Source organism: Microbacterium sp. A94 (assembly GCF_051842855.1).
In the GTDB taxonomy this organism is placed as follows: Bacteria; Actinomycetota; Actinomycetes; order Actinomycetales; family Microbacteriaceae; genus Microbacterium.
The window spans coordinates 59,957-77,797 of the sequence record NZ_JBPXMU010000002.1; the positions used below are offsets into that span (position 1 = coordinate 59,957).

Genomic DNA, 17,841 nt, shown 5'->3' on the forward strand with positions numbered 1-17,841 from the left:
CTCCTGAGGAATGGTCGTTCTCGGCACGTCGCGGTGCGAGATGGTGCGGCTCCATCGCGCAGGCGCAACGGAATCTCAGGAGTTGTGAACGTACGGGGGCTCAGCCGATCCCGAGCACGGTCTCCATGAACCCGGCGAGCCGTGCGGCGGCGGCCTCATCGCGCGCGGACAGCAGCGGCATCTCATCCGTGATGACACTGAAGCCCGCATGCACGAGCACCGCGGCCTCGCGGCCGCCGAGCTCCGGGCGGACGGCCTGCAGCAGCGCGGTCCAATCCGCGACGTGCGCGCGCTGCATGGCGCGTAGGCGGCGCTGATCCTCGGGTGCGAGGTTGCCGAGCTCGGAGAAGTAGATGCGCATCAGCGCGAGGTTGCGGAACGAGTGCTCGACATATGCCCGGCACAGCCGGCGCAGCGCCTCATCCGGTGTCACCGATGACTCGCGCACGCGCAGCACCGCGCGCTCGAGCGCCACGGCCGCACGGTCGCAGGCAGCCAGGAGGACGGCGGGCTTGCCATCGAAGTGCCGGTAGACGCCGGAGGGGGTGAGGGAGACCTCGGCGGCCAGATCCTCGATCGTGACCTCGTTATAGCCGCGTGCGGCGAACAGCCGGATCGCAGTGTCCACGAGCTGCTCGCGGCGCCCAGTGGGGGCATCCGACTCCTCGACGAAGTCGCCCCCGGCGGGAATGGATGAGGTGATCGCCGGGTCGATGTCGAGCATCCGCCAGGCCGCTTCCCTGAGCAGAGCCCGCAGGCTCCGCGCCGCGACGACCGTGCGGTGCGCGGTGATGCTGGCCACCACGCTGAGAGCTGCGAGCACGATCAGCCGGCGCTCGGCGTCGTCGACGTCGGGACGGTAGATACGGTGCGGCGCCTCGAAGCGCTCACGCAGCAGGCGGAACCGGCCGGTGAGCTGTTCCCGGTCCCCTCGTTCGAGGTAGCGCCCCTCCCAGCGATAGATGCCGCCGATCGCGCGCAGCTCGACAGTCGTAGCGATGATGTCGTCGAGCAGCTCATCCAGTGCAGCGCGCGCGTCGGTCGCGGTCTCCACCGGCTGCGCGGCGGCATCGTCCGTCGCCTCGATCAGCTGCTGCACGAGCGCGAAGGCGGTGCGCATGAACAGGGCGTACTTGTTCGGGAAGTGCCGGTACAGCGCCGGGGCCGAGATTCCGACGGCATCCGCGATGTCCTGCATCCCGACCGCGTGATAGCCGTTGCGCGCGAACGCGGACGCCGCCGCCTCCTGAATGTGGCGCTTGCGATCGCGCGGACGCGTGCGATTCGCGGGGAGGCCGGCGGATGAGGGCATGTCCCACAGCCTACCGGGGCGCCGCCGACCTCCTGATGTGATTACTCATTAACTTCTAGCGACGCGCGGATGTGAATGTCGATTAACAAAACGCGTGACAACCGGCGCGGACGATGGCATACTCATGGCAAGCCCCGCCGCGACGATGCGGTGAAGATACACAGACGTATGAAAGGGACCAGCCCGATGTCCGAGCAGAACGCCACCGCGATTCCCGCGGCGGTGCGCCGCAACCACTGGATGAACCAGGTCGCAACGCACGCCGAGATGAAGCCAGACGAGACCGCCTTCAAGTTCCTGGGCGAGGTGACCACCTGGCGCCAGGCCGCCGACCGCGTGGATTCCTTCGCCGCAGCCCTCGCCCGCCGCGGAGTCGGCTTTGGTGACCGCGTGCTGCTGCTGACTCTGAACCGTCCGGAGGTCGTGCTCTCCGTCTTCGCAATCAACCGCCTCGGCGCGATCGCCGTGCCGATCAACATCCGTCTGACCCCACCCGAGATCGCCTACATCGCGGACGATGCCGATGCCGACGTGCTGATCGTCGAGGCGCCACTGGCGCCGCTCGTCGGCGCTGTCGCCCAGGTCACGGACCGCATCAAGAAGGTCATCGTGATCGGCGGTCCTTCAACAGGCTCAGAGACCGGGGATGCCGAGTCCTGGGCTGACCTCGTCGTCGAGGACCCGGAGGGATTCGAGTACCCCGACGTCCCCGAAGACACCACGGCCCTGATCATGTACACCTCGGGTACGACCGGTCGCCCGAAGGGCGCGATGCTCGACCACGTCAACCTTTTCGCGCAGTCGCTCACCCTGTTGCGCGTGAACCAGGTCTTCGGCGAAGACGACATCGCGTTCATGACCGCTCCGCTGTTCCACATCGCGGGCCTCGGGTCGATCGCACCGAACTTCGTCATCGGCATCCCGACCGTCATCCACCCGCTCGGCGCGTTCAACCCGACGGAGCTGCTGGACGCCTGGGAGAAAGAGAAGGCGACGATCGTCTTCAACGTCCCGCAGCAGTGGCAGGTAATCTGCGCCGACCCGTCCATCCCTGACCGTGATCTCCACCTGCGCATCATCAGCTGGGGCGCGGCCCCGGCGTCCGACACCCTGCTGAAGCAGATGTCCGACTGCTTCCCGAAGGCGACGAATGTCGCGGTGTTCGGCCAGACCGAGATGACGCCGATCACCTGTGCGCTCAGCGGCGAGGACTCGCTGCGCAAGCTCGGCAGCGTCGGCAAGCCCATCCCGACCATCCAGTACCGCGTCGTCGACGAAGACTTCAACGACGTCGCTCGCGGCGAGGTCGGCGAGATCCTCTACCGGGGCCCGAACCTCATGAAGGGCTACTGGCGAAAGCCCGCCGAGACGGCTGAGGCATTCGAGCGCGGCTGGTTCCACTCCGGAGACTTGGTCCGCCAAGACGAGGAGGGCTTCGTCTGGGTCGTCGACCGCAAGAAGGACATGATCATCTCGGGTGGCGAGAACATCTACTGCGCTGAGGTCGAGAACATCCTGGCCGCGCATCCGAAGATCCTCGAGGCCGCCGTGTACGGCCGCGCTGACGAGCGTTGGGGTGAGATCCCGGTTGCGGCCGTGGCGGTGCGTCCCGGTGCGGAGCTCACCCTCGACGAACTGCAGGGATGGCTCAGCGACAAGCTCGCGCGCTTCAAGCAGCCCAAGGCGCTCGTCACCATCGGCGCTCTGCCCCGCAACGCCGGCGGCAAGGTCAACAAGGTCGCGCTGCGCAGTGCCGACCGCGAAGAGGCTGTGATCTAGACAATGAATGCAGCTGTGGCCGCGCTCGTCCGGGAGCGCGGCGGACCCGTCGCGCTCTCGGACGTCTCGGTGCGCGAGCCCGGCGCGGGCGAGATCCTCGTCCGTATCCATGCCTCCGGGGTGTGCCCGACCGACCTGTTCGGTATGTCCGGCGGTGCCGGCGATCGCTTCCCGGCCGTCTTCGGCCATGAGGGTGCAGGAACCGTCGAGCGCGTGGGTCCGACCGTAGAGAACCTGCGGGTCGGGGATCGGGTCGTGCTCAGCTTCGACGCCTGCGGCGGGTGCCCCCGGTGCGATGAGGGGCACCCTGCGTACTGCGAGCGCTTCGCGGAGCGCAACTACGACCCGCGATCGGATGCTACGAGCAGCGACGAGCCCGTCACGACGGGCTGGATGGCGCAGTCGTCCTGGACGACCCTCGCCCTGGCCCGGGCATCGAACGCCGTGCGAATCCCGGACGACGTTCCGTGGGAGGTCGCCGCTCCCCTGGGCTGCGGCATCCTCACCGGTGCCGGCACCGTACTCAACGTGCTGCGCCCCGGCCCCACTGACTCTCTTCTCATCATCGGCGCCGGCACGACCGGACTCGCCGGCATCATGGCCGCCGCCCACCGCGGTGTCGGGCGGATCATCGTCAGCGACCCTGATTCCGAGCGGCGGGCGCTCGCGCTCGAACTCGGCGCCACCGAGGCGTTCGCCCCCGACGGGCTCAACCCCCGTCGGCTCGGCGTCACGCACACGCTCGACACCGTCGGGCGCCAGGAGACGATCGATGCGGGTCTCGCGGCCCTCGCTCCGCTGGGCGTCTGCGCCACCGTGGCGCTGCACGCCGGATCCAACCGGGTGACCCTCTCGCAGTCACAGCTGCTGTGGGGCCGGACCCTCACCGGCGTGATCGAGGGCGACGCGCAGATTCACCGCGACATCGCGCTACTCATCGTCCTGTGGCGTGCGGGTCGTCTGCCTGTCGAGAAGCTCATCCGCCGCTATCGCTTCGACGAGATCGGCACCGCCATCGACGACGCCTGCGCCGGGCGCGCGATCAAGCCCGTGCTCATCATGGACGACGCGGATGCAGCCGCCGAGGTGCCGGTGGCGGCGGTGGAGCTCATCGAGCTCCTACGCGCGGGGCGCATGGGCGCCGAAGATCTCTCGCTGCTGTGGCGCTCGCTGCCCCCGGTGGCGCCGGACGAGCTACGCGGACTTTGGCGGGGCGTCGGCCTCAGCCCCGCCCATCGCACGCACCGGATGCTGCAGCACACCGGCTGGTTCGGCAAACTGTTCCGCTCCGATGACGATGTCATCCCGCTGGTCTGCGAAGGGTTCGACGGCGTCTTGTCTGCGAACGTCGCGCTCGCCCACGGCGGTGCGATGCTGCGAACAGTCGAGCACGACGGCATTCGCACCGCCGCCATGTCGTACGACGGGATGCCGGTCATCGACCTGTTCACCCGCATCTCCCCCGACGCCGTCCTCGGCGTCATGACTGGCCGAGGCGCCGCCGATGACGACGGCGCCCTGTACTTCTTCGCGCTCGAGAAGGTCGGCGACCGCGAAGTCCTCATCCCCGACCACATCCCACGCAGCACCTGAATCACCAGCACCTGATCATTCGAGGAGGAATGATGTCCACACTGCGCAGCACCCGAAACCGCGCGCTACCGATCGCTCTCGTCGGCACCCTGGCCGCGGGCCTCATCCTGTCCGGATGCGCCGGACGAGGCGACGACGCCACCGCCGACACGGCCCCGGCCGACGGCGCAGCAGCCTGGGCCGCTTGCAGCCCCGGCTTCACCGACACCACGGTGACGATCGGCACCAGCATCCCGCTTTCCGGTCCCGCCGCCACCTACGGCGCCATCGCGCAGACGATGAAGGCCTACTTCGACGACATCAACGCCGCAGGCGGTCTCGAGTTCGCCGACGGCAACAAGCGTGAGGTGACGATCGAGATCATCGACGACGGCTACGACCCGGCGAAGACTGCGACGAACGTGCGCACTCTCGTTGAGCAGAGCGAGGTCTTCGCGCTCGCCGGCGTCCTCGGCACGGGCGCGGCCATCAGCGTCGCCCCGTACGTCGAGGAACAGGGCGTGCCGAACCTGTTCACCGGAACGGGGTCCGACGCGATCCTCACTCTCCACGAGGAGCAGCCCTCGCTGACCACCGGCTTCATGCCCCAGTACGGCTTCGAGGTGAAGGCGCTCTCGGAGTACCTCATCGAGAACCACCCGGGAGCGAAGGCTGCGATCCTCTATCAGAACGACGACTTCGGCGAGAGCATCCGGGCCGGCTTCGAGACCGCTTTCGAAGGCACCGACATCGAGATCGTGGCCGCAGAGCCCTACGAGCTCACCTCGGCGACCGTCGACAGCCAAGTCACGAACCTTGCAGCATCCGGTGCGGACGTGTTCCTGAACTGGGCCGTCGGCGCCTTCGCCACCCAGTCACTGAAGAAGAAGCTCGAACTCGGCTGGGATGCGACGACTGTGATCAACGCACCCGCCGCCGACGCGACATTCTTCCTCAAGCCCGCTGGCCCCGGAGCTGCCGATGGCGTCCTGTCGATCGCGTACACGAAGGACATCACCGATGCGTCACTCGCCGGAGACGCCGGCTTCGATGCCTGGACAGAGTTCGCCGCCGCTCACCCCGATGAGGTCAACGCACTGTCCGCCCCGGCTGCTGCCGGTTACCAGACCGCGCAGCTGCTCGAGGCGGCGCTTCTGGGCCTGGAGGACTGCACGCGAGAAGCGCTGCTCGAATCGGCATCCTCATTCGACGCCGTCGAACTCGACCTCTCGCCGGTAAGCATCACGACCACCGCGGACTACCCGTTCGCGTTCCGCGAGCTGAGCATCCAGATCTTCAACGGCGACAACTGGGATCTCACCGAGGACACTTACACGGTCGACTGACGATGCCGGTGGGCCCCCGAACGGGAACGGGGACCCACCGACTCCACCTGGGAGGTGACATGGACGCGCTGCTCGATGTGCGCGACGTCCGACTCTCGTTCGGCGGACTGCAGGCTCTGGATGGTCCGAGCTTCCAAGTTTCCGACGGCGAAGTCGTGGGACTGATCGGTCCCAACGGTGCTGGGAAGACCAGCCTGTTCAACTGCATCGGCGGGCTCTACCGCCCGCAGAGCGGCAGCATCAGAGTCGCGGGCACGGAGGTGACGCGCATGCCCCGGCACCGTATCAGCGGTTTGGGGGTGAGTCGCACTTTCCAGAATCTCGGGCTCCTGCCGTCGCAGACGGTACGCGAGAACGTGCTCGCCGGCGGATACCACACCACTCGCGGGGGCTTCTGGGCAACTGCCCTCGCGCTCCCGCGCATCGCCGAAACCGAGCGAGCGCTGCGTGCCGGGGCCGATGCGCTGCTTGATGAGCTCGGGCTCTCCGCCGTCGCGGACCGGGTCGTCGCAGCATTGCCGTTCGGCACACTCAAACGCGTCGAGCTCGCGAGGGCCCTGCTGAGCGCCCCGCGACTGCTGCTCATCGACGAACCGGCGAACGGTCTGATCCACAGCGAGGTACACGAACTGGGCGAGACGCTCCGGCGTCTGGCGACCGAGCGCGGCACGGCGATCCTGCTCGTCGAGCACCACATGGGCCTGGTGACCAGCGTCTGCGACCGGGTCGTGGTGCTGAACTTCGGCCGCCTCATCGCCGAAGGCGACCCGCAGACCGTTGCGCGTGACCCGGAGGTCGTCGCCGCCTATCTGGGGAGCGTCGCATGAGCCTGCTGAGCGTCGAGATCGATGCGGCCGGGTACGGTCCGGTGACGATCCTCCGCGATATCCGCTTCGAGGTTCCCGATGGCGGGCGCCTCGTCATCCTGGGCGCGAACGGAGCCGGCAAGACGACCACCCTGCGCACACTCTCAGGGATGTGCCGGATGGAGGGCTCGATCCGATTCGACGGACGCGAGCTCGCCGGTCTCCCTCCGTACCGCGTCGCCGCCGCCGGCATCGCCCATGTCCCGCAGGGGCGAGGGACCTTCGGCGACCTCACCGTGCGCGAGAACCTGCTGGCCGGCGCCACGATGCGCAGGGCCCGGGATGCCGCGGCCGACGCCGACCGCTGGCTGGACAGGTTCCCGCGTCTCGGCGAGCGCAGCGCGAGGCCAGCATCCGGACTCAGCGGCGGCGAGCAGCAACTGCTCGCGATCGCCCGCGCCTTCATGGCCGATCCGCGACTGGTACTGCTCGACGAACCCTCGTTGGGGCTCGCGCCGAAGATCACGACCGAGCTGTTCGCCACGCTCGACGAGCTCTCGCACGAGCGCGGCACGGCACTGCTGGTGGTCGAGCAGAACGCCAAGCTCGCCCTCGAGATCGCCGAGGAAGCCCTGGTGATCGAGAGCGGTGAGGTGACGCTGCGCGGCGCGGCATCCGATCTGCAGAACGACGACAACGTGCGCCGCGCGTATCTGGGAGTGTGAGATGTTCCTGCAGCAACTCGTCGACGGCATCGCCACCGGTGCGATCTACGGCACGCTCGCCCTGGCGATCGTGCTCGTCTACCGGGCATCGCGCACGCTGAACTTCGCGCAGGGCGAGATGGCCCTCCTCGGTGCCTACGTCTCCTGGCAGCTCACCGCCTGGGGGATGCCGATCTGGGTCGCGCTCATCATCTCGATGCTCGCTCTCGCCGCGTTCTCGGCAGGGATCGAGCGGGTGATGTTCCGTCCGCTCGTCAGACGACACCAGCACCTGGCTCTGATCATCGTCAGCCTCGGACTCATGATCGCGCTGAACGCGCTGATCGGCTGGGTCTGGACCTATCAGACCAAAGAGGTGCCAGCCCTGTTCGGGTCCGGCTCCTTCTCGATCGGTGCCGTTTCGCTTTCTCGTCAGGATGTCGGGATCGTCGTCTGCGTGAGCATCGCGGCGATCGCGCTGGCGCTGCTGCTCGGCCGCACCCGGGTCGGACTGCGGATGCGGGCGGCAGTGTCGGCGCCGGAATCCGCAGAGCTCAGCGGCATCTCCACCGGGCGCACCATGTCGATCGGCTGGGCCATCGCCGGCGCGGTCGGCGCACTGGCAGGCACGCTCATCGCGCCCGAACTGTTCCTGCATCCCGGGATGATGGCGCCGGTGCTCATCTACGCCTTCGCCGCAGCGACCCTCGGAGGTCTGGACTCGCCGCTCGGCGCCCTCCTCGGCGGGGTCACGGTCGGCGTGATCGAGAATCTGGCCGGAACATACATCCCCGTCATCGGCGCAGAGCTGAAGCAGGTCGTGGCGCTGCTGATCATCGTGGTCGTGCTGCTGGTGCGGCCACAAGGAATGTTCGGACGACGAGAGCTGGTGCGCGCATGAGCGTGGTGACCTCCCCCATCCGCAATCTGCTGGCCGCGAAGACGCAGCGCACCTCGGTCGGCGAGTGGCTGCGCCGCCCGCGCCCGCCGCTGAACCTGCCCCGTCCGCTACTGATCGTGCTGACGGCCCTGCTGCTCATCGCGCTCGCGATCGTGCCGCTGGTGAACCCGAGCTACATCAACCTCACCGTCACGCTCGTGATGATCTGGACAATCGTCGGGCTGGGGCTCAACCTGCTGGTCGGCTTCGGCGGACAGATCTCCCTCGGGCACTCGGCGTTCTTCGCGATCGGTGCGTATTCGGTGGCCGTCGCCGGCGAGGCGGGGTGGGCGCACCCGCTCACGCTCGTGATCGCCGGCGCCCTGCCCTTCGCCGTCGGCTACGTCATCGGCCTGCCGGCGCTGCGGCTGAAAGGGCTGCAGTTGGGACTTGTGACGCTGGCGATGGCGATGGCGACGCCTGCGGCGATCCGCGCCTTCGAGCCGTTCACGCACGGCAGTCGCGGCATCGCGATCGATGGGGATGCGCCAGCCTGGATCCCTCTCGCGCACGATCAGTGGGTCTACTACCTCGCGCTCGTGATCGTCGCCGTCGCCTATCTCGTCACCCGTCGCCTCGGCCGCGGCCGACTCGGCCGCTCGTTCATCGCCGTGCGCGATGCCGAACTCGTCGCGGAGACCCTGGGCGTGGACGTGTGGCAGACCAAGACACGGTTGTTCGCGGCATCCGCAGCCTTCGCCGGTGTCGCCGGCGGCCTGTATGCGATGCTGCTGGAGTTCGTAGGTCCTGAGAACTTCGGGCTCACGATGTCGATCTCCTTCATCACGCTGATCGTCGTCGGCGGGCTCGCGACCGTGCCGGGCGCGGTGCTGGGGGCGATCTTCATCCAGTACGTGCCGACGTTCACCTCGAGCATCAGTCCTGCCGCGACCGGCGCCGCCTACGGCATCGTGCTGATCCTGTTCGCGTTCTTCATCCCGTTCGGACTCGTCGGTCTGCTGCGCGGCGCGCTTGCGTCGCTGGTGGATCGGCTGCCCGGTCGCCGGTAGCCCCTCCTCCCCTCCCCCGTTCGAATCGCGCAAAGTGCTCCATTTCCGCCGAGATAGAGCACTTTGAGCGATTCGAACCGGGGCTGTGGACAACTCCGACGGCATCGACGGGAGCTGTGGCACCGTGTGCACTATGGGACGACGACAGCCACTTCCAGACGAGTTCGACGGCGCGTTCTCGGTGCGCATCGCGAAGGCCAGCGGCGTGGGCCGCGGGCGGTTGCGCGGCACCGATCTGGAGAGTCCCTTCCACGGCGTGCGGGCGACACCGAATGCCGGAGACCCCGGCCTGGCACTGGCCGACCCGTACGAACGGCAACGGCGAGCACGCGTCGCCCGCGCTCGCCTTTATGCACCGCAGCTGCACTTCGGACACTTCTACAGCCATCAAACCGCCGTATCGATTTGGGGCGGGCCACTGCCGCTGGAGTTCGCTGACGATGACATGGTGATGGCCGACGAGGACCTCGCGCTGCACATCACCGCCCGCGGCCATGTGCCGTTCCCTCGGGCGAAAGGCGCCACCGGCCATCGCACGCTACTCAGCCTCACCTCTGTGATCGAGCACGACGGGCTCCGGGTTTCCTCCCCCGCCTCGACCTGGGCGATGCTCGGAACGCTGCCGCTTATCGATCTGATCGCGCTGGGCGACTACTTCTGCCGCGAGTGGCGCTCGGGGTACGGCAGGCCCGACACCGGCCGGCCACCCCTGGCCACGCGCGATGCGCTCAGAGCAGCCTTGGATGCCGGCCGGCGACGTGGCGCCGCGCGTCTTCGCGAAGCGCTCGAGTCGATACGGGAAGATTCCTGGTCCCCGCGCGAGACGCGCGTGCGCTGCATCCTGGTCGCTGCAGGATTGCCGGAGCCCGAGCTCAACATCGACGTGTTCGACGAGTCAGGAGTGTTCCTCGGCTGCGTTGACATGGCCTACCCCGGCGAGAAGGTAGCGGTCGAATATCTCGGGATGCTGCATGGCCAGCGCTGGGCAGAAGACGTCGAGCGCTTGGCTGCCCTCCGCGCCGCGGGCTGGACCGTCATCGAGGTGACCGCACCGCTGCTGAGGCGCCCTGCCGACCTGGTCCGTCGTGTTTCGGCGGCGCTCGGCCGTTGATGCGGCGTTCAACAAGCGCAAATGGCTGCACCCGGCATCCAGACCGAGCCATTTGCGCTTGTCGAAACTCGGGCGGTCGGAAACGGACGCGAAACATAGCCCACGTACACTCGGGGTCGCCACAAGCAACTTCTTCCCGAGGGGCCACCCATGTCCAGCGCACCCATCACCGTTTCAATCCGCCGCGAGGTCGATCCTGCACACATCTCCGAGGCGACGACCTGGGTGCAGACCGGAGTGAACCTCGCCCACAAGTACCCCGGTTTCCTCGGCTCAGGGTGGGTGCGCGCTGGCGACGATTCCCAGGTCTGGCACATGCTCTACCGCTTCGCCAGCACCGAGACGCTCGAGGCCTGGGAGCAGTCACCCGAGCGGACCTGGTGGCTGTCGATGGGTCAGGACTTCATCCGCAGTGAGCGCTCCAGACGCCGCACCGGAATCGAGGGCTGGTTCGACGAGCCGCCGACCGGGGCGATCAATCTTCCGGATACCGCCACCGTCGAGAGTGTCTCGCCAGCTCCAGCCCGGTGGAAGCAGGCTGTGACGATCTGGCTGGGCTTCTTCCCGGTCAATCTGCTGTTCAGCCTCGCGATGACGCCGGTACCCGGATGGGGCGAACTCCCCCTCTGGCTGCGCGTGCTCGTGACGACGCTCGTGCTGACGCCGATCATGACCTACTGGGTCCTCCCCTGGGTCACCCGCGCTCTGCGCAGCTGGCTCGCCCGCTGAGCGCGGCGGCGTTCAACAGGCGCAAATGGTTGCATCCGACGCCGGAATAGAGCCATTTGCGCTTGTCGAACGCGAGCGGCGAGGCAGCGGTCAGATCGCCGTGAACCGCCAGGATGCCGCAGCCTCCGCGCCGGGCTCCAGAACAACCAGGTCCACGCCGGAGTTGAAGGCATCGGGCGGGCAGGTCATCGGCTCCACGGCGAGGCCGATCCGATGGTTCTCCGCATCCGCGGGAAGATCGGCCGTGTGCACCTGCACCCAGGGGCAGCTCTCATCCCAGCTCAGCGCCACCCCGCGCCCGTCCGCTGCCACGACGCGCACCTCGGCGGCACCGTCGACGCGTGAGAGCTCGGTGAACGCGTGGTCGATGAACACATCATCGATCGCGCGTGCCTCGCGGAAATCCCACTCCGGATGCCGCTCGACCTGTTCCACCGCCACCGGGCTCAACCGGTCGGACGTGACCGTGAGAACCTCGGATGCCGGAAGGGTGAGCGTCCAGTCATCGACGCGGCCGGCGCCACCCACCAGGTACGGGTGCGGGCCGGTTCCCCAGGGCGCAGCACCCGTTCCGAGATTGCGTCCCGTGACCGTCTGGGTCAGACCGTCCGCGCCCAGGCGGAACTCGACAGTGACTTCGACACGGAACGGGTACCCGCTCTGCGGCTCGATCACAGCGGCGAGCACGACCCGCTCATCCGAGACATCGCGGTCGGTGAACTCCGCCCAGGCCACGAGACCATGAAGAGCGTGCCCGCGGGCAGGCTCCGTGAGCGGCAACTGATGCGCGCTACCGCCGAACGTGTACCGACCATCGACGATTCGATTCGGCCACGGCGCGAGCGTCGCACCTCGGTACGCGGGGCGCACCTCATCCGCATCGAAGGGCACGACGAGGTCGCGGCCCTCGTGGGTGAGCATCCGCAATGAAGCACCGACGCTGGCGATGACCGCCTCATATCCGTGCGCTGAGATGCGTAGCTGACGACCGGATGCCGGGGAAGAATCGTTCATGTATTCGACGATAGCCGCCCCGCTCACAGGCCCTGTGCGAGACGGTAGTACGCCTGGTTCCAGCGCACCTGCTTCTGGAACTCCGGCAGCGTGGTGTCATCGTCGATCACGAGCAGTTCGACCTCCGCCATCTCGGCGAAATCGCGGAAGGCTTCCAGGCCCACCGCCGTCGACATCACCGTGTGGTGGGCCGCGCCGGCCGTCAGCCAGGCAGCGGCACTGGTATTGAAGTCCGGCTGCGGCTTCCACACTGCTCGCCCCACGGGCAGGTTGGGCAGCGACGCGCGCGGCGCGACGTTCTCGACGACGTTCGCGGTCAGACGGAAGCGGTCGCGCATATCGCTCATCGCGACAACAATCGCCGGCCCCGCGTCGGCAGTGAAGACCAGACGCACCGGGTCATCCTTGCCGCCGATGCCAAGCGGGTGGATCTCCAGTGTCGGCTTCGCCGAGGTCAGCGACGGCGAAACCTCGAGCATGTGCGCGCCGAGGATGAGCTCGTCGCCGGGTGTCATGTCGTAGGTGTAGTCCTCCATGAGGCTCGCACCACCGGGGAGCCCGGCACCCATCACGTTCGCGATGCGCACGAGCACCGCGGTCTTCCAGTCGCCCTCGGCGCCGAAGCCGTAGCCCTCGGCCATCAGACGTTGCACGGCGAGACCCGGAAGCTGCTTCAGGGATCCCAGGTCTTCGAACGACGTTGTGAATGCGCCGAATCCGCCCTCCTCAAGGAAGGAGCGCAGACCGATCTCGATCGCGGCGCCGTCACGCAGCGACTGGTTCCGGGCTCCCCCGCGCCGCAGCTCAGGCGCGACTTCGTACAGCTCCTCATACTCGGCAACGAGCGCGTCGATTTCGGACTCGGATGCCGCATCCACAGCATCCGCCAGTTCGTTCACGCCCCAGGTGTTGACCTGCACGCCGAAGCGCAGCTCTGCCTCGGTCTTGTCGCCCTCGGTGACGGCGACGAAGCGCATATTGTCACCGAAACGGGCAAGTTTCAGCGAGCGGGATGCCGCGAGTCCGGCCGCTGCGCGCTGCCAGGTGCCGAGCTCCCGCTGTACGCGCGGGTCGCTGGCGTGGCCGACGATGGTCTTGCGCGGCACACCGAGCCGCGTCTGGATGTAACCGAACTCACGGTCGCCGTGGGCGGCCTGGTTGAGGTTCATGAAGTCGAAGTCGATGTCCGCCCAGGGCAGTTCTACGTTGGCCTGGGTGTGCAGGTGGGCGAGCGGCTTCTTGAGCGCATCGAGCCCGGCAATCCACATCTTCGCGGGGCTGAAGGTGTGCATCCAGGCGATGAGGCCGATGACGCGGTCGTCGGCGTTGGCTTCGAGCGCGGTGCGGCGGATGGCCTCACTGTCGGTGAGGACCGGCTTCCAGACGATCTTCACCGGGACATCGCCGGCCTCATCGAGCAGACGAGCGATCTCCTGTGACTGCTCGGCGACCTGGGCGAGCGTCTCGGGTCCGTACAGGTGCTGGCTACCGGTGAGGAACCAGACCTCGTAGGCGTCGAGAGAGGTATTGAGCGGCGTGCGGGTCATGAGCGTGTCCTTCTCTTCTCAGCTCCGGTCGCAGTTCGTGTCGCTCTGAGAGCGAAATAACCGCATGAAGTGCGACCGGAACGGGGTTATAGCGATTCGACCGCAGCGGCCTCGACGGCGAGGCCAGCGCGGTAGCGGTCAAGGTAGGAAGCGAACCCGGCGACGTCGGCAGGATCCGGATCGACGGTGGAGATGGATGCCGCGGCAAACACCTGCTCATCGAGATAGGTGCCGAGGTCCGAGGAATCGGCATGAGACAGGTATGACGCCAGCACGGCGATCCCCCAGGCCCCGCCTTCGGATGCGAGTTCGCCGACCGCGACCGGAGCATCCAGGGCTCCGGCGAGGAATCGCTGCGCGACACCGGCGGTGCGGAACATGCCACCGTGCGCGAACATCCGGTCGAGCTGCGCTCCTTCGGATTCAAGCACTTTCATCCCGAGCGCGAGGGTCCCGAACACGCCGTAAAGCTGGGCGCGCATGAAGTTGGCCAGGGTGAAATCGCTGTCGGGTGTGCGTACAAACAGCGGCCGCCCCTCGATCAGACCAGCGATCGGCTCGCCGGCCAGATGGTTGTAGGCGATCAGGCCACCGGCATCCGCTTCGCCCTTCAGCGCTTCACGGAAGAGAGCCTCGAAGGCGGCGTCGCTGTCGACCGGCTGGCCGGCGGCCGCCGAGAACTGCGAGAACAGTCCCACCCACGCGGCCAGTTCGCTGGCGCCGTTATTGCAGTGGACCATGGCGACGCCGTCTCCGGCGGGGGTGGTGACGAGGTCCAGTTCGTGGTGCACCTTTTCCAGCGGATGCTCGAGCACGACCATCGCGAAGATGCTCGTGCCGGCTGAGACGTTGCCGGTGCGCGGTGCGACGGAGTTCGTCGCGACCATGCCGGTGCCGGCATCGCCCTCCGGCGGACACAGCGGGATGCCGGCGCCGAGCGCTCCGGCCGGATCCAGCAGCGTCGCCCCTTCAGCGGTAAGCGATCCGGCATCCTCACCGGCTGCCAGCACCCGCGGGAACAGGCTCGTCACCGGCGCCGGGAGGCGGTCTGCGGCGAGCGCGTCGTAGGCATCCAGCATCCGCGCGTCGTAATCGCAGGTGGCGGAGTCGATCGGGAACATCCCGGACGCGTCTCCCACACCGAGCACTCTCTCGCCGGTGAGGCGCCAGTGCACATACCCGGCAAGCGTCGTAACGAAGTCGAGGTTCGGCACGTGCGGTTCAGCGTCGACGACGGCCTGATGCAGATGCGCGATCGACCAGCGCAGCGGGATGTTGACGCCCAACAGCTCGGTGAGCTCCGCAGCCGCGACAGTGGTGTTGGTGTTGCGCCAGGTGCGGAACGGCACGAGCAGCTCGCCGGCTTGATCGAAGCCGAGGTACCCGTGCATCATCGCCGAAATCCCGATGGCACCGAAGGTATCGGGGCGCACACCGTGACGTGTCTCGGCATCATCGACGAGATCGGCGTAGGCGCTCCGCAACCCCTGCCAGACGTCTTCCAGGGCGTAAGTCCACAGGCCGTCTTCGAGGCTGTTCTCCCACGAGAATGATCCAGTGGCGAGCACTTCGGTGGCGTCCGGCCCGATCAGACAGGCCTTGATGCGGGTGGATCCGAGTTCGATGCCGAGGCTCGTGCGACCTGCGGCGATATCGTCGCGGGCGCTCATCGGCGGTTGTCCGTCGACTGACCGTACACATTCTGGTAGCGGTTGTAGAGACTGTCGATGGCTTCCTGCGGAATCGGGATGAGAGCACCTGCTTCACGGGCGTAGTGCACGGTGCGGGCGACGTCTTCGACCATGACGGCTGCCTTCACGGCATCCTTCGCGTCGGTTCCGATCGTGAAGGGACCGTGGTTCTGCATGAGCACCGCGCGGGAGCGGTGTCCGGTGAGCGTCTCGACGATGCCGCGTCCGATCGAGTCGTCGCCGATGATCGCGAACGGACCGACCGGGATCGGGCCGCCGAACTCATCCGCCATCGCTGTGATCACGCAGGGGATCTCCTCGCCGCGAGCGGCCCAGGCGACGGCGAAGGTGGAGTGGGTGTGCACAACGCCGCCGACGGCGGGCATGTTGCGGTAGACGTAGGCGTGGGCGGCCGTGTCGCTCGAGGGAGAGCGGTCGCTGCCAGCACTGCCGGGGACGACATTGCCGTCGAGATCGCAGAGGATCATGTTCTCAGGAGTGAGGTCGTCGTAACTGACGCCCGAGGGCTTGATGACGAACAGGTCCGCGCCGGGAACGCGGCCCGAGATGTTGCCACCGGTCCAGACCACCAGACCGTTTCGGACCAGCTCACTGTGCAGGCGGGCGACGTCTGCGCGGACGGCGGCAATGGATGCTTCGACCTCGGGGCCGAAGGCGGGGGCTTCGTTGCTCACGGGAACCTCGTTGGATTGCAGACGGCCACCGTGACCGGTCACGGTCTATGAAATCACGGCGCCAGGTGCGGGTCAAGCCTCCCGTCTCCGCGCGTGCTCGCGCACAACTCCTGCGTGATCGCGTACAACTCGGCGCGTCCTCGCGCACAACTCGGCTCGTCCTCGCGCACAACTCCTCTCGTCCTCGCGCACAACTCCTGAACTTCGGTGGCACTGCCGCCTGGGCTCGCCGGAAACATGCGGGTCCTGCGGGGCCCGGTCGGGATTCGGCGGGATTTTTCAGGAGTTATGCGCGGGAAACAGGTGGGGCCGCGACGGAATGGCGCTCGACGAGCACCGGCTCGACCGGCGCGAGCATGGACGCGCTCGCGCACAACTCCTGAACTTTGGTGGCACTGTCGCCTGGGCTCGCCGGAAATATGCGGGTCCCGCGGGGCCCGGTCGGGATTCGGCGGGATTTTTCAGGAGTTATGCGCGTGGAACCGGTGGGGCCGCGACAGAATGGCGCTCGACGAGCACCGGCTCGACCGGCGCGAGCATGGACGCGGATGCCGGGGATGATGCCGCTGCTGTCGCGGCGTCCGTCGCACCGGCGGCATTCGTCGCACCGGCGGCATCCTGGGCACCCGCCGCACAGGCCACCCCACCGGTGAGTGCGGCAACCACGCGTCGCGCGAGTTCTTCGAAATCCTGACGAACCGTAGTCAGCTGTGGCCAGTAGAACGCCGCATCCGGGACATCATCGAAGCCGACGATGCTGATGTCGCCCGGCACGGCCACGCCCGCTTCGCGCAGCCCGGTGATCAGTCCGAGCGCCATCTGGTCGTTCGCCGTAAAAACCGCAGTGACGTCGGCCTCCCGCACCACAGCAGCCGCCTCGTATCCCGATCGTGCGGTCCAGTCCCCCGCGATCACGGGTCCGGCCGGCAGTCCTCTCGCCGCGAGCTCAGCAGCGAATCCGTTCGCCCTGGATTCCGCTTCGAGCCAGTCGGCGGGCCCGGCGAGATGCGCAATGCGGGTGTGGCCGGCATCCGCCAGCGCTGCGACGGCGAGCCGCGCGCCAGCCGCCTGGTCAACGGACAATCCGGCCGAGCCTCGCCCCGCCGAGTGCAGGGTGAGCACGGGAATGCCGATGCTTAACTCGTCCAGGGTACGCAGCGTCCGCGCGTGCGGTGCGACGACGACGATTCCTTCGACCCCCTGCGCGACGAGATGGTCGACGGCCGCGACGACCGCGACGGCATCCCCCGAGTCGGCGAAGGCCGCGCTCACCCAGTATCCGGCGTCGCGAGCGGATGCCTCGATAGCGGCGATGCTGCGGGAGGGGCCGTACTGCAGAGCGTCCGAGGCGAGGACGCCGAGCGTGTGCGAGCGCCGAGTGCCCAGCGCCCTGGCAGCGTTGTTCATGCGGTAGCCGAGGTCGACCATCGCCTGGCGCACGCGAGCTTTCGTGCCTGCGGCAACCTCTGGGTGGTCATTCAGCACGCGCGAGACGGTCTGCCGGGAAACACCGGCGAGCGCCGCCACGTCCCGGACGCCGATGGTTCGGGCTGCGCCCGCGCTCAACTCGCTCAACTCGCTCACG

Annotated in this window: 15 protein-coding genes; 9 read left to right on the forward strand and 6 right to left on the reverse strand. The window is 67.7% G+C overall.

Annotated features, from left to right (window positions below; translation table 11 throughout):
* Positions 1-100 precede the first annotated feature (100 nt).
* Positions 101-1,312, reverse strand: a complete 1,212-nt coding sequence (locus ACSU1L_RS06230; RefSeq protein WP_439255091.1) for a TetR/AcrR family transcriptional regulator — start codon at positions 1,310-1,312, stop codon at positions 101-103.
* Positions 1,313-1,498: 186 nt separating this feature from the next.
* On the opposite strand from ACSU1L_RS06230, the gene ACSU1L_RS06235 reads away from it, so the two are divergent.
* The 9 genes from ACSU1L_RS06235 (at position 1,499) to ACSU1L_RS06275 (ending at position 11,309) form a co-directional block, all read left to right on the forward strand.
* A complete protein-coding gene (locus ACSU1L_RS06235) occupies positions 1,499-3,091 on the forward strand; it encodes a long-chain-fatty-acid--CoA ligase (RefSeq protein ID WP_438254005.1) in 1,593 nt (530 codons plus the stop codon).
* Positions 3,092-3,094: 3 nt separating this feature from the next.
* On the forward strand, positions 3,095-4,684 hold the full coding sequence (locus tag ACSU1L_RS06240; RefSeq protein WP_439255092.1) for an alcohol dehydrogenase catalytic domain-containing protein: 1,590 nt from the start codon (positions 3,095-3,097) through the stop codon (positions 4,682-4,684).
* Positions 4,685-4,716: 32 nt separating this feature from the next.
* Positions 4,717-6,009 (forward strand): ABC transporter substrate-binding protein, encoded by a 1,293-nt coding sequence (locus tag ACSU1L_RS06245; protein ID WP_439255093.1) that lies wholly within the window; start codon positions 4,717-4,719, stop codon positions 6,007-6,009.
* A gap of 59 nt (positions 6,010-6,068) precedes the next feature.
* Entirely contained in the window at positions 6,069-6,836 is a 768-nt protein-coding gene (locus ACSU1L_RS06250; RefSeq protein WP_439255094.1) for an ABC transporter ATP-binding protein, read from the forward strand.
* Positions 6,833-7,540 carry an ABC transporter ATP-binding protein gene (locus ACSU1L_RS06255; RefSeq protein WP_438254000.1) on the forward strand — a complete coding sequence of 236 codons (708 nt, stop codon included), beginning with the start codon at positions 6,833-6,835 and terminating at the stop codon, positions 7,538-7,540. The genes ACSU1L_RS06250 and ACSU1L_RS06255 overlap by 4 nt, the downstream gene beginning before the upstream one ends.
* Before the next feature lies 1 nt (position 7,541).
* On the forward strand, positions 7,542-8,420 hold the full coding sequence (locus ACSU1L_RS06260; protein ID WP_438253999.1) for a branched-chain amino acid ABC transporter permease: 879 nt from the start codon (positions 7,542-7,544) through the stop codon (positions 8,418-8,420).
* Positions 8,417-9,469, forward strand: a complete 1,053-nt coding sequence (locus tag ACSU1L_RS06265; RefSeq protein ID WP_438253998.1) for a branched-chain amino acid ABC transporter permease — start codon at positions 8,417-8,419, stop codon at positions 9,467-9,469. The genes ACSU1L_RS06260 and ACSU1L_RS06265 overlap by 4 nt, the downstream gene beginning before the upstream one ends.
* 133 nt (positions 9,470-9,602) lie before the next feature.
* Entirely contained in the window at positions 9,603-10,580 is a 978-nt protein-coding gene (locus tag ACSU1L_RS06270) for an endonuclease domain-containing protein (RefSeq protein WP_439255095.1), read from the forward strand.
* A 150-nt stretch (positions 10,581-10,730) separates the two neighbouring features.
* On the forward strand, positions 10,731-11,309 hold the full coding sequence (locus ACSU1L_RS06275) for an antibiotic biosynthesis monooxygenase (protein ID WP_439255096.1): 579 nt from the start codon (positions 10,731-10,733) through the stop codon (positions 11,307-11,309).
* Positions 11,310-11,399: 90 nt separating this feature from the next.
* On the opposite strand, the gene ACSU1L_RS06280 is transcribed toward ACSU1L_RS06275, so the two are convergent.
* The 5 genes from ACSU1L_RS06280 to ACSU1L_RS06300 form a co-directional block, all read right to left on the reverse strand.
* A complete protein-coding gene (locus ACSU1L_RS06280) occupies positions 11,400-12,323 on the reverse strand; it encodes an aldose 1-epimerase family protein (protein WP_439255097.1) in 924 nt (307 codons plus the stop codon).
* 23 nt (positions 12,324-12,346) lie between these two features.
* On the reverse strand, positions 12,347-13,870 hold the full coding sequence (gene araA, locus ACSU1L_RS06285) for an L-arabinose isomerase (RefSeq protein ID WP_439255098.1): 1,524 nt from the start codon (positions 13,868-13,870) through the stop codon (positions 12,347-12,349).
* Positions 13,871-13,956: 86 nt separating this feature from the next.
* Positions 13,957-15,540, reverse strand: a complete 1,584-nt coding sequence (locus ACSU1L_RS06290; protein WP_439255099.1) for a xylulokinase — start codon at positions 15,538-15,540, stop codon at positions 13,957-13,959.
* Positions 15,537-16,256, reverse strand: coding sequence for an L-ribulose-5-phosphate 4-epimerase (locus ACSU1L_RS06295; RefSeq protein ID WP_439255100.1), 720 nt, complete (start codon positions 16,254-16,256; stop codon positions 15,537-15,539). The genes ACSU1L_RS06290 and ACSU1L_RS06295 overlap by 4 nt, the downstream gene beginning before the upstream one ends.
* A gap of 468 nt (positions 16,257-16,724) precedes the next feature.
* Positions 16,725-17,840, reverse strand: coding sequence for a LacI family DNA-binding transcriptional regulator (locus ACSU1L_RS06300; RefSeq protein ID WP_439255101.1), 1,116 nt, complete (start codon positions 17,838-17,840; stop codon positions 16,725-16,727).
* Position 17,841: the final 1 nt, after the last annotated feature.